At 70.1% G+C, this 12,522-nt stretch carries 10 protein-coding genes and 1 pseudogene; 7 read left to right on the top strand and 4 right to left on the bottom strand.

Annotated elements, in window-relative coordinates; translation table 11 throughout:
* Both HNV26_RS34685 and HNV26_RS34680 read left to right on the top strand, forming a co-directional pair.
* Positions 1 to 853: pseudogene (locus HNV26_RS34685) on the top strand (SAM-dependent DNA methyltransferase); the annotation flags it as partial.
* Positions 854 to 967: 114 nt separating this feature from the next.
* Positions 968 to 1,519, top strand: a complete 552-nt coding sequence (locus tag HNV26_RS34680) for a superoxide dismutase family protein (RefSeq protein WP_171444359.1) — start codon at positions 968 to 970, stop codon at positions 1,517 to 1,519.
* A gap of 55 nt (positions 1,520 to 1,574) precedes the next feature.
* On the opposite strand, the gene HNV26_RS34675 is transcribed toward HNV26_RS34680, so the two are convergent.
* Together HNV26_RS34675 and HNV26_RS34670 are read right to left on the bottom strand one after the other, a co-directional pair.
* Entirely contained in the window at positions 1,575 to 3,854 is a 2,280-nt protein-coding gene (locus tag HNV26_RS34675) for a glutamine amidotransferase (RefSeq protein ID WP_171444358.1), read from the bottom strand.
* A 27-nt stretch (positions 3,855 to 3,881) separates the two neighbouring features.
* Complete coding sequence (locus HNV26_RS34670) at positions 3,882 to 4,640, bottom strand: DUF4159 domain-containing protein (RefSeq protein ID WP_011555815.1); 759 nt, start codon at positions 4,638 to 4,640, stop codon at positions 3,882 to 3,884.
* A 57-nt stretch (positions 4,641 to 4,697) separates the two neighbouring features.
* Here HNV26_RS34670 and HNV26_RS34665 point away from each other — a divergent pair, with 57 nt between their 5' ends.
* The 4 genes from HNV26_RS34665 to HNV26_RS34650 all read left to right on the top strand — a co-directional run bounded on the left by HNV26_RS34665 (position 4,698) and on the right by HNV26_RS34650 (position 8,800).
* Positions 4,698 to 4,961 (top strand): molecular chaperone DnaJ, encoded by a 264-nt coding sequence (locus HNV26_RS34665; protein WP_171444357.1) that lies wholly within the window; start codon positions 4,698 to 4,700, stop codon positions 4,959 to 4,961.
* A 32-nt stretch (positions 4,962 to 4,993) separates the two neighbouring features.
* Positions 4,994 to 5,698, top strand: coding sequence for a hypothetical protein (locus HNV26_RS34660; RefSeq protein WP_171444356.1), 705 nt, complete (start codon positions 4,994 to 4,996; stop codon positions 5,696 to 5,698).
* 80 nt (positions 5,699 to 5,778) lie between these two features.
* Positions 5,779 to 7,212: a DUF6250 domain-containing protein gene (locus HNV26_RS34655; RefSeq protein WP_171444355.1), complete on the top strand. Its 1,434-nt coding sequence runs from the start codon at positions 5,779 to 5,781 to the stop codon at positions 7,210 to 7,212.
* Positions 7,213 to 7,231: 19 nt separating this feature from the next.
* Positions 7,232 to 8,800, top strand: a complete 1,569-nt coding sequence (locus HNV26_RS34650) for a beta-ketoacyl synthase N-terminal-like domain-containing protein (RefSeq protein WP_171444354.1) — start codon at positions 7,232 to 7,234, stop codon at positions 8,798 to 8,800.
* A 21-nt stretch (positions 8,801 to 8,821) separates the two neighbouring features.
* On the opposite strand, the gene HNV26_RS34645 is transcribed toward HNV26_RS34650, so the two are convergent.
* Positions 8,822 to 9,373 carry a hypothetical protein gene (locus HNV26_RS34645; protein WP_253817330.1) on the bottom strand — a complete coding sequence of 184 codons (552 nt, stop codon included), beginning with the start codon at positions 9,371 to 9,373 and terminating at the stop codon, positions 8,822 to 8,824.
* 90 nt (positions 9,374 to 9,463) lie between these two features.
* Entirely contained in the window at positions 9,464 to 10,570 is a 1,107-nt protein-coding gene (locus tag HNV26_RS34640; RefSeq protein ID WP_171444352.1) for a sigma-70 family RNA polymerase sigma factor, read from the bottom strand.
* 68 nt (positions 10,571 to 10,638) lie between these two features.
* On the opposite strand from HNV26_RS34640, the gene HNV26_RS34635 reads away from it, so the two are divergent.
* On the top strand, positions 10,639 to 12,522 hold a 1,884-nt coding region (locus HNV26_RS34635), incomplete at its 3' end, for a DEAD/DEAH box helicase (protein WP_171452973.1).

Raw genomic sequence — 12,522 nt, 5'->3', positions numbered from 1 at the left:
TATAAGAGACCGCCCGCGCTTCGAGCGGCGCGGCATCGGACAACACTTCACCCCCGAGCCCCCCGAGTGGCGGCTCGGCCCCACCGCGCCCGAGGCCGCCGCCCTGGATGCCCGCTGGCGAGAGCGTGGAGAGCCCCTGACGCGGCTCGTCCCCGTCAGCCTCCCCGGCGTGAAGACACGCTTCGATGAGCTGCTGGTGGACGCGGACCCGGAGCGGCTCCTCACCCGCGTGAAGGACTTCGCGGCCACGCCCGAAGAAGCCCTGCCCGAGTTCGCGAAGGCCCACGGCCTGCCTGAAGAGCTGCTGCCCAAGCTGCGCGCATTGAAGGCCGGGCCACCGCTGGAGGTGGACGCCAGCTACGTGCGGCCCTTCTATCGCTACGGTGGCGCGCGCCACCGCGGCAGCGTGCCGCCCGAGGCCCGCGCCTACTGCTACCTGGACCGGCGGCTCGTCCCCCGCGGTGACCACCGGCTGCGCGGCCCCTATGACCCGCACCTGGGCGCGGTGAAGCTGCTCTTCAACGTGCGGGAGCTGCCCTTGTCGGCCGCGTTGCTGGAGGACGAAGGCTGCGTGCACGACCACCGCCACGCGCGCTTCGCCCCGCTCTACGTACCGCAGCGCCTGCGCGACGAGGGCCTGGGCCTCACCCGGTCCGTGAAGACGCGGGACGAACTGGGCCCGCTGGTGCCCAACCTCTCTCCCCGGGGCCTGGCATGGGCCGAACGCCTCGGCGGCCCCCTCCCCGCCTTCCAGGCCCTGGTCCGCTTCCTCAACGGGCCGGAAGTCCAAGGCATCTGGGCGCCCGCCTTCGGGGCCTCCCGCGTCGTGCCCGTGCCCCTCGCGGAGGAGTGAGCGCTACAGGGCAGATGGCCCGGATGCCCGCTTGCTTTCCCCTGCGGCGGGCACGCGCAACCGCTAGTGTCCTCCTTCGCTCCGTAGCGCACGACCCAGGAGGAAGACACACTCATGAAGATTCGAGCCCTGCTCACCGCCGCCGCACTGACCGCCGCCCTCCCCGCACTGGCGCAGAAGGGCGCGGGCACGCCGCCGCCGGACAAGAAGACGCCGCCCAAGGGCCAGACGGCCAAGGCCCAGGTGAAGGACGCCGAGGGCAAGGACGTGGGCGAAATCACCCTCGAGCAGACCAAGCAAGGCATCCTCATCAAGGGCAAGCTGAGCAACCTGCCGCCGGGCCAGCACGCCTTCCACATCCACGAGGTGGGCAAGTGCGAGGGGCCCGCCTTCACCACGGCGGGCGGCCACTTCAACCCCACCAAGAAGGCCCACGGCCTGCTGGCGCCCAAGGGCAAGCACCAAGGCGACCTGCCCAACCTCTACGTGGCGCAGGACGGCACGGTGCAGTTCGACATCTTTTCGCAGAACGGCCTCACCCTGAAGTCGCTGTTCGACAAGGACGGCTCCACGGTGGTGGTGCACGCCAAGGAGGACGACTACCACACCGACCCGGCGGGCGACGCGGGCGGCCGCATCGCGTGCGGCGTGGTGGAGAAGACCTAGTCCGCCCCACGCGGGAAGCAGCCGGGCCTCTCCCTGTCACCGGGAGAGGCCGCTGTCACACGTAGCCGAAGCGCCGGCGGGCGAACCACTCCGCGCCCAGCAGCGCGATGAGCGCCACCAGGTAGTACCAGCGGTCCCACAGCGGCTGGTCCCTGGCGCGGCCCACCTCCACCACCGGCGGGTCCAGCAGCGGCACATCCGGGAGGCTGTCCTGCGGCAGCGTGTAGGACTTGCCGCCCGTCTCCTTCGCGATCTGCGCCATCAACTCCGGCCGCACGGACGCGTCCGACAGCTCGGGCCCCACGGCGCGCACGGCCACCGCGTCCTCGCCCTTGCCCAGGTCCGTCTCGCCCTTCTTCGCGGAGGCCAGCAGCTTGTAGGGCCCGGGCGCGGGGGGCTCGAACTCCAGCCGCACCACGCCGTCCGTCCCCGTGGTGCCCGTCTGCACCGCCACCGGCTTCTGCGTGGCGACGGAGAAGAGCTCCACCCGCACCTGCGCGTCCTGCGCCGGCTGGTAGTCCGCCATCCGCGCCTGCACCACGACGCCCACGGGCCGGCCCGGCTCCACGGACGGCGGGTCCGCCGTCACCTTCAGCGTGGTCAGGTCCGGGTCCCTCACCAGCCACCGCAGCGCGTTGCCCCAGAAGCGGTCATACGCGCGGCTGGGAGAGCCGTGCTTGTGCGCCGCGAAGGCCCAGTACCAGGAGGCGTCCGTGGCCATCACCAGCGAGCGGCCCCGGCCGTAGTCCCACACGGCCACCAGCGGCGCGTTCTTCCCACCCACCGTCAGGTGCGGGTGGTCCAGCAGCACCGTGGCCCCCGGACGCGCCTGCGTCAGGTTGGCGCCTGGGATGGGCGGCAGCTCCGCCCACGCGGCCTCCGTGCTGGCGGCGCCCATGCCAATGCCCGTCACCGGGTGGCGCAGGCCCTCGGGCGTCAGGCGTGGCTTGAAGGCGTCCAGGTTGGCGGGGCCCGCGGCCACCACGGGCAGCGCCTCCATCAGCGTGGGCATGGTGGCGCGGCCTTCGCCCAGCACACTGTCGCCGCCAATCATCACGAAGGCGCCGCCGTTGTGGACGTAGCGCTCCAGGTTGCGCTCGTACTCGGCGATGGAGAGCGACGGGTCCGCGTGCCCGAAGTTCTGGAAGATGACGACGTCGAAGGTGTCCAGCTTCGTGTCGAAAATCTCCTCCATGGGGAACGGGATGAGGGAAAGCTCGCGCTGGTCGTTCACCACGCCCGGGTCGTCCGACAGCGTGCGCAGGATGTAGAAGGACACCAGGTCCACGTTGGCGTCCTGGCGCAAGAGGCCACGCAGGTAGCGCTCGTCCCAGGAGGGCCGTCCCACCACCAGCAGCACGCGCACGCGGTCCCGAATCACCTTCAGCGTGAAGGAGCGCGTGTTGTTGTCCGCCACGGCCTCACCCGGAAAGGTGGGCACCGTCACCGTGTAGACGAAGCGCCCCGTCTGGTCCGGGGTGAAGGTGAAGGCCACGGGCCTCACGTCATCCGCGGACTCCATCCGCACTACCTTGCTGGCGACCGTCTTGCCTTCCTGACTCAGCACCACGGGGATGTCCTGCCCCGTGAAGCCGCGGCCGTGAATCTCCACCTCCACGGTGAGCGAGTTGCGCACGAAGGCGAAGTCATCCACCTTCAGCCCCTCCACGGCGACGTCCTTCAGCGTCTCCTGCCCCACGGTGAAGGTGGAGACGGGGACGTTCAGGTCCGCCAGCGCCGCGCGCGCCCGGCCCACCACGCCCGCCTTGAGCTCGGTGTTGTCCGCGCCGTCGCTGAACAGCAGCACCCCGGACAGCTTGCGCGAGCCCTGCCCCGCCCCGGCCGCGGAGCGCACCGCCGCGAGCAGGTCCGTGGTGCCCGCGCGCGCGGGCGTCATCAGCGTCTCCGGCGTCGCCGGCGCCAGCTCCGGGTCGAAGCCGTACAGCTCCACCGTGAAGCGGTCCTGCAGCTCCGCCAGGCGCGGCGCGGCCCGCTCCAGGAACGCGGCCACTTCCTCGGAGCGCGAGCGCCCGCCCACCTCCGTGGGGAAGCTCATGGACGCGGAGCGGTCCACCAGCACCGCGACGCGGTTCTTCATGCGCGCCACCTGCAGGTGACGGATGCCGGGCTCCAGCAGGAAGAAGAGCGCGGCCACGCCGGCGCCGACACGCAGGGCCCAGAGCAGGACCCGGCGCCCGCGCGAGGGCTCCCGGCGCACGCCCCAGGCGGCCAGCGCCACGCCCAGCACCAACCCCAGGGCGAGCAGGACCAGCGCCCACGGTGGCAATGGCGAGAGGGAGACGAGCTTCCAGGCGTTGAACGAGGGGGAATTCATCCGGGCTTTCGGCGGAGGACCGGTGCTTCAGCGCCGCTTGTTGAGGATGAGCGGCAGGTGGACGGCATCGTCCTTGTAGTCCAGGCAGAGGGCGTACATGCACACGTTGATGCCCAGCCGTACCGCCAGCTCACGCTGGGGCTCGCCACCCGGCGAGACGTCGAACTCGTAGTCACCCGACTCGTTGCGGCTCCACGCCCCGGCCAGGTCGTTCTGCGAGTACAGCACCGCGGCGCGCTTGCCCAGGTTGCAGCCCATCAACTGGGGCTTGTTGAGCACCCGCCCGGGCGCCGCGTCCAGCAGGAAGAAGGACTTGAACACCACGTGCTTCGACGGCACCTCGGCCAGCGGACTCTGCGGCAGCACCCGCGCCATCTCCCGTCGGAAGGACGCGTCGAAGCCGGCCCCGTCGCTGGCGTCGTTGGCGTCCGCGAGCATGAAGCCGCCGTACGTCAGGTAGCGGCGCAGGTTGGCCACCTCCGCCTCCTCGAGCGGGGGAAACTCCCCCTCGCCGCCGAAGTAGAGGAACGGGTATTCGAAGAGGTCCGGTGAACTGAGCGGAAACGGGCGCGCGTCCGGCACGACCTCCACGGAGGTGCGGCGCTGGAGCTCCCAGGCGATGCGGCGCAGCCCGGACAGCCGTGTATCCCAGCGGCCCTTGTGGCGGGCCACGGCGGGGATGAAGCGGTTCTTCTCACCGAAGGCATGGGCCCGCCGCGCCAGCAGTGGGGCGAGCGCGGCGGTGCCGAGCAGGAGGTTTCGACGGGTCAGACGCCGCGCGGACATAGGGCGTATCTATATACCGTCGACGGGTATGCGCATTCCCCGGTATAGAACGGCGTCATGGCGAAAGGCGGACAGACGCCCCCGGCGCCCGGCTCGGCGGAGGCACATGCCGCCTGGGCCCGGAAGGAAGCGGGCGACGTGGAGGGTGCGCGGCGCGACGCCGAGCGAATCCTCGCGGGCAACCCGTCCGCCGAGGACCGCGCGGAGGCGGAGGAGTTGCTGCGGCGCACCACCACCCCGCGCGCCCTGTACGGCTTCGCCCTGCTCGCCGCCACCGTCTTCGTGCTCCTGCTCGTACTCGCAATCGTCCGATACGCGTAAGCTTCGGCGGACCGCATCAAGGAGAATCTGCCATGGAAGGCCTCCTCCAGGCCCTCGGGGCTTACCAGACGTTCAATCCGACCGGCTGGGTGGCCGTCTACCGGATGCTGCCCATGTGGGCCGGCATCGTGTGCTGTGTCGCTGGCGTGACGTTGCTCGTCGCCGGTGGGGGGAAGCTGTTCCGCGTGCTCGCGGGCCCCATCGGCGCGGTGCTGGGCCTGCTGTGGACGCCCGTGCTCGTCATGAAGCTGGGCCTGCCGGACGTGGCGAAGATGGCCACCATCACCGCCGCGGTGCTGATGGCGCTGGGTTTCCTGCTCCCCACGGCCATCACCTTCCTGGGCGTGGGGGTGCCGCTGGGCCTGCTGGCCGGGCAGATCGCCGGGCAGCAGGACTTCCTGCTGGGCTTCGCGCCGGGCTTCATCATCGGCGGGCTGGCGGGCGCGATGCTGCAACGCCCGGTGGCCGTGATGGTGGCCTCCGCGGTGGGGGCGTGGATGTTCGTCATCGGCGCGCTCGCGGCGCTCCACCAGGTGGGCGGCGTGGTGCAGGCGGTGGCCAGCAAGCCCTGGGGCGTCATCATCGCCGCGGGCCTCTTCGCCGTGGCCGGCGCGGTGTACCAGCTCGCCGTCCGGCCCTCTCCCGAGGAGGCGGACAAGCTTCGCGCGGAGCGTGAGCGGCTCAAGGTGCGACAGGCGGAGCAACATGCGCTCGAAAAACGGTGGGGGGTCAAGTAGCCCCCAGAGACTGGTGGCCGTGCTTTACGTCCCCCTGCCCGGGGCGTACATTCCGCCGCCTTTCCCCCCCGGAAGGATTGATGGGTCAGGCCAGGCGTCAGGAGAAGCAGCACGAGTCCCCCACGGAGCCCGCTCCCCGGCAGGAGCCTCCCGCGAGCACCGCGTGGGTGAAGCCGACGGGACTGACTCGCAAGGGGTGGGCCGTGCTCGTCGGCCTCATCCTCGTCATCCAGTTCCCGCTCATCCACTACGCGCTGCTGCGCGGACAGGCGGAGGTGACGGCGAAGCTGCCCTACACGCAGGACTTCTCCGACCCGGGCGTGGTGGAGCGCGACTTCTTCTCCGCGGGTGGCTACTGGCGCGTGCTCCAGGGCGAGCTGCTCGCCCCCGGCGTGAAGAACAACCCGCTGTGGCTGCAGGCCCCGCTGCCGGATGACGTCGCCGTGGAGTTCGACGTTCGCTCGGAGCTGCCCGCCGGTGACATCCGGGTGGAGCTCTTCGGCAACGGCGTGGACCCGGCCTCCGGGTACGTGCTGGTGCAGGGCGGCTGGAACAACTCCATGTCCGTCATCGGCCGGCGCGACATGAACGCGCCCTCCCTGGACGCCCTCCGGCGCCGCGCGGCTCGCGGAGGCAAGGAGAACGTGGACCTGAAGACCAGCGGCTTCTTCAAGGAGAACACCAAGGTCCGGGTGGAGCTGCGAGGCCAGCCGGTGCAGGCGGGCCGCACGTATCACTGGCGCATCGAGCGCCGGGGCTCGCTGCTGCGCTGGTTCGTCGACGGCGAGCTGATGCTGGAGCTGGACGACCCCTTCCCGCTCAAGGGCCCCGGGCAGGACCGGCTGGGCCTGTCCGGCTTCGAGTCCCAGATTTTCTACGACAACCTTCGGGTGGACACGCCGGACCGGCTGCCCTTCACGGCGGCGCCGCGCGCGCCCACGCCGCCCCCCGGCCCCTACGCGGACGACTTCAACCGCGACACGCTGGGTGACGCGTGGAACGCCACCAACCCCTCCGCGGTGAAGCTGGTGGACGGGGCGCTGGTGGTGGAGCTGATGCACAACCGGCCGGTGTGGCTGAAGCAGCCCATCCCCACCAACGCCACCATCGAATTCGACGCCTGGACGGACAACCCGGAGGGCGACATCAAGGTGGAGGTGTGGGGCGACGGGCGCTCGTTCTACGCGGGCGACCTGCGGCTGCAGTACACCGCCACCGGGTACGTCATCATCTTCGGTGGCTGGCGCAACACCCAGTCCGCCATCGCCCGGCAGAACGAGCACGCGAATGACCGGGCGGTGCGCGACGGCGCCGCGGTGGTGCCCGGCAAGCGCCACCACATCAAGATTACCCGCCACGGCGGCACCCTGGCGTGGGAGCTGGATGGCCAGCCCTACCTGACGCTCAAGGACCCCGTCCCGCTGGAGGGCCCACGCAATCAGTACTTCGGCTTCTCCGGTTGGAAGAACCGGGTTCACTTCGACAACTTGAAGATTCAGCCGCTCGCCCCCTAGCGGCGAAGGACAATCACACGTGCGCAGAGTAGGCATCTTCGGCTGGGGCGTGGTCGCCCCCCGGTCCAGGAACATCGAGGCGTTCGAGCGCAACCTCTCGTCGTCCGAAAGCTGGCTGTCCCCCTTCAACGGCTTCGGCCCCGACAACTTCCTCGTCGGCATGCCGGAGTTCGACCTGGCTGACTACAAGCCGTGGATTGACGCGCGCTTCCCGGGCAGCCGCTTCTCGCAGCTCGAGCGGAAGATGGGTCAGCCGACCCAGTTCGCCATTGGCGCCTTCATCCAGTCCCTGGCGCAGAACCCGGGCCTGGAGCAGGAGCTGCAGGCGCTGGGGCCCCGCGCGCACGTCTATGTGGGCACCGGCCTGGGCGACCTGCCCACCGTCCGCTCCATCTCCCTGGACCTGTACCGCGCGCAGCGCCGGTGGGACCGCTTCTGGTCCGCGCCGGAGCGCAACGGCGCCCTGCGGAAGTGGCGTGAGACGCAGGAGCCACTGCCCGGCCTCCCGCCGGAGCCGTCCACGGTGGACGAGGCCACGCGCGACGAGGCCGAGGACGCCTGGTGGCACTTCTGGGCGGGCCGCTCGCCGGAGCTGCGCGAGTACCTGGACGAGCTGCGCGAAATCGAAGCCATTGGCGTGCCCGAGGACGGCGACGTGGAGTCCGCCAAACTGGCCGTCATCAAGGAGAAGCGCACGCGCAACGCCCGGCTCCAGAAGAAGTGGATGTCGCCGGAGCCGCCGTGGAACGCCGTGTCCTCCAACGTGCTGTGGAACATCCACAACACGCCGGCCTCGCAGATTTCGATGATGGGCCGCATCACCGGCATGACGTTCGCCCCGGTGGCCGCGTGCTCGTCGTTCGGCTACGGCCTGCGGCTGGCCATCAACGCGATTCAACTGGGCCAGGCGAAGGCCGTCGTCATGGGCATGACGGACCCGCCGCCGATGCCGCTCACGGTGGGCGGCTTCTACAACGCCCGCGTCATCTCCGCGGACGCCGCCATCTCCAAGCCCCTCACCGCGCTGCGTGGTACGCACATCGCGGGCGGCTCGGTGGTGTGGGTGCTGGGTGACTTGGAGCACTTCACGGCCAAGGGCTTCAAGCCGCTGGGCATGGAGCCCATCGCGGTGGGCGTCACCGCGGACGCCGACCACATCATCACCCCCTCCAAGGAAGGCCCCACGCTGGCCATCCGCGAGGCCCTGGCCGCGGCCGGCTGCGCCCCGGAGGACGTGGGCAGCTGGGACCTGCACGCCACCGCCACCCCGGGTGACTACCTGGAGGTCCAGAACCTGCGCGACGTGCTGCCCGAGCAGGTGCTGATTACGGCGCGCAAGGGCACCTTCGGCCACGGAATGTCCGCCGGCGGCGGCTGGGAGCTGACGGCGCAGTACCTGGGCTACGGCCAGGGCAAGGTGTTCCCCACGCCGCTGAAGGAAGCGGAGCTCAACAAGCAGATTTCCCACGTGCACGGCCGCTTCGTCTTCGACGAGGCCGTCGAGGCGCCCGCGGGCTGCGCGGGCAAGCTGTCCATGGGCGTGGGCGGCATCAACGCCTGCGTCATCTCCCGCCCCTGGTCGAAGTAGGGGCGGGGTCCGCCGCGGGGCTCAGGGGTGTGCGGCCAGCGCGTCCGCGTCGAAGCGCGCGGCCGCCTCCGGGTCACCGCGGCGGAGAATCTCCAGCTCGATTTCCAGGTCCCGGAAGTAGTTCTGCCGGGTGGGCAGGACGCCGCTGGCCTGGCTGTCGTGGACGGCCTGGGCGTAGTCCTCGTCCGTCTTGATTTCCTTGTCCACGTAACCGACGCCAATGGACTGGGTGACGCGGTCTCCGCGCATCACCCGCAGGGCCGTGCCGCCGCCGGTGAGCACGATGCCCTGCACCAGGAAGCGAGACGCCGTGCCTGGGCCCAGGCTGCCGCCGCCGGAGTCCAGCCACTCCGTCTCCAGGACGTAGCGGCCCGGCATCTCCTTCCAGGAGTAGCCGTGGCCCCGCAGCACCTCCTGGACGTGGGGCCACAGCTGCGCCAACTCCTGGCGGTAGACGTGGTTGGCCGCCTTGTCGCGCACGTAGTTCTTGCGCAGCGAGCTGGAACAACCCGTGAGCGTCAGCAACGTGGCGACGACGAGACAGACTCCCGCGAGGCGGGTGGAGCGGTGCATGAGGGGCTCCTGAGGGTGCGAGGAGAACGGCCGGGCGCCCGCCAGCATATCGCCAGTGCCCGGCCGGCTGCCTCGCCCCCTCCCCCGCCGTCAGGCCTTGGGACTGGCCACCAGGTCGAAGTCCGGGATGTGTTCACGCATGAATTCACGCATCCGGTTGATGAGGGCCGCCTCGATTTGCCGGGCCCGCTCCCGGCTGACGCCGTACTTGTCGCCGATGTCCTGGAGCGTCAGGGGCTCGTCGGAGACGAGGCGGCTCTCGAAGATGAAGCGCTCCTTGCCCTCCAGCGTCCGGGCGAACTCGGACAGCTTCTCCCGGAAGAGGGCCTTGAGCTGCTCGGCGCCCAGGCGCTCGTCCGCAGGCATCGTGTTAGACGGCAGGTAGCGGTCCGCCCGGGTGCTCCGCGAGTCGTCGTCATTGCCCAGGGGCGCGTCGATGGACATCTCGTCGTGCCCCAGCCGCTGGTCCATCTCCACCACGTCCTGCTCGGTGACGTTCAACCGCTCGGCGAGCAGCTTGGGGCTGGCCTCGAAGCCCTGGGCGATGAGCTTCTCCTGCTCCTGGCGCAGCTTGAAGAAGAGCTTCCGCTGGGCCTCGGTGGTCCCCAGCTTCACCATCTTCCAGTTGTCCATGATGTAGCGGAGGATGTACGCGCGAATCCACCAGGCGGCGTAGCTGCTCAGCTTCACGCCGCGCTCGGGGTCGTACTTCTTCACCGCCTGCATCAGCCCGATGTTGCCCTCCTGGACCAGGTCCAGCAGGGACAGCGGGTTGCGGTGGTACTCATGGGCCAGCTTGACGACCAGGCGCAGGTTGGACGCCACCAGCCGGTAGGCGGCGTTCACATCCCCGGATTCCTTGTAGTGCCGGGCGAGCTGGAGTTCCTCCTCCCGCGTCAGGAGCGGATGGCGCTGCACCTCGGCCATGTAGGCCTGGAGAGGATCCCTGGGCGTGAGCCCCGCCTCCGCCGAGCGGACGAGCGCCCGGGGGGGCACAACCGGGGTGTCCAGTTCGGCCTCTGGTTCGACCTCCGCCAGCTCCGCCGCGTCCGGCTCCAAGGAATCCGGGTCCGTTTGAGCCTCGACCTCCGCCCCCTCCACCTCGGCGTCCACGATGTCGCCAGCCCCGGGCGAGGCCGGCCGTTTCACGCGGGGTCGGGGGGACGTACCTTTGGTTCTTTTCCTCCCATTCGCCATGGGGGCTCCATACAGCAAAGTGCCGCGATTGTTGCCACAGGGTAATGCAGGGGCTATGCCCATGCCTGATGAGCGACATCCAAGAGCCAAACGCGCCGGGGAGTCCGGCGCCTGACGAAGCCCCGACACGTCCCGCCGAGTACATCGCGGACATCGGCTTCGACGACATGAACCTGTCAGAGCCCCTCCGCCTCGCCCTGGCGGAGCGCGGTTATACCAACCCCACCCCTGTCCAGGCCCGCGCCTTCCGGCCCGCCATGGAGGGAAAAGACCTCATCGTTCGCAGCAAGACGGGCACCGGCAAGACGACCGCGTTCGGCCTGCCCCTGCTCGAGAAGATTCCCGCCGACGAGCGCCGCGTCCGAGCGCTCATCCTCTGCCCCACCCGCGAGCTGGCCCTCCAGGTGGCGGACGAGCTGAAGACGCTCGCCAAGCACAAGGGCCTGAAAATCGCGGCCATCTACGGCGGCGCCTCCATGAAGCAGCAGGAGGACGCGCTGGAGGAAGGCACCCCCATCATCGTCGGCACGCCGGGACGCGTGTTCGACCACATCAACCGCGGCAACCTGAAGCTCGACGCGTGTGACCACGCCGTCCTGGATGAAGCGGATGAGATGCTGAACCAGGGCTTCTACGAGGAAGTCACGCGCATCCTCGACCGCCTTCCCAAGACGCGCCAGGTGCTGCTCTTCAGCGCCACCGTCCCCACGGACATCCAGAACCTCATCGCGCGCTACACGACGAACGCGGAGACGCTGCTGCTGTCGGGCGACGTCTTCACGGTGGAGCACATCCACCACATCCGCTACGACGTGTCGGACGCCTTCCCCAAGCCGCGCAACCTCATCTACGTGCTGGAGAAGGAGGAGCCGCAGAACGCCATCATCTTCTGCAACACGCGGGATGACACGGCGCTGGTGACGGCGGTGCTCAACCGCAACGGCTTCGACGCGGAGCTGCTCAACGGCGACCTGCCGCAGAAGGAGCGCGAGCGGGTCATGGGCAAGGTGAAGCGCGGCGAGGTGGCCTTCATGGTCGCCACGGACATCGCGGCGCGCGGCATCGACATCTCCGGCCTGGAGTACGTCATCAACTACTCGCTGCCGGAGGACCCGGCGGTGTACCTGCACCGCGTGGGCCGCACCGGCCGCATCGGCAACAAGGGCACCGCCATCAACCTCTTCTCCGGGCGCGAGCTGGCCACGTACACCTCGCTGGAGAAGAAGTACGGCATCAAGTTCGACAAGCGCGAGATGCCGGCCCCAGAAGAGGCCATGCGCCTGTGGACGGAGCGCCACGTGCGCGAAATCCAGGAGGCCGCGGGCGGCTCCGTCTTCGAGGGCTTCCTGCCGCTGGCCGCGCAGCTCAAGCCCCGCGCGGACGCCGACGACCTCATCGCCTTCCTGCTGAAGTACTTCTTCAGCCACCTGCGCATGGAGAAGGCCGCCGCGGCGATGGCGGCGGAAGGGCGTGAGCCGCCGAAGGAGCGCAAGGTCGAGAGCCGCGAGGGCGGCCGGCGTGAGCGCGGCGAGCGGAAGGAGCGTGGCGAGCGCCGTGAGCGCGACGACCGGCGCGAGAAGCGCGGCGAGCCCTCCGAGCGCGAGCGCCGGCCCCGCCGTGACGACGCGCGGCGCGAGCGCGGCGGTGAGGGTGGCCGCGGCGCGGCGGCGCTGGAGGCCGGTCCGGGCGAGGCGAAGCTGTGGGTGAACCTGGGGACCGCGGATGGCCTGGGGCCGGGCAGCATCGCCACGGCGATGGAAGACGCGGGCGCCCCGGTGGGCAAGGTCGTGCGCGCCGAGCTGCGCCCCACCTTCGCCTATGTCTTCGTGGCGGAGGAGGACGCCGCCGCCTTCGAGACCATCAACGGCAAGCAGCACGGCACCAAGACGCTGCGCGTGGAGAAGAGCAAGCCGCGCACGGAGCGTGACGCCACGCCCCGCCCGCGTCCGGGG

The sequence above is a fragment of the Myxococcus xanthus genome, assembly GCF_013116825.1.
GTDB classification, from domain to species: domain Bacteria; phylum Myxococcota; class Myxococcia; order Myxococcales; family Myxococcaceae; genus Myxococcus; species Myxococcus xanthus_B.
Note: the sequence above shows the minus strand (reverse complement) of the source record. Positions and strands in the feature narration are given on the sequence as shown.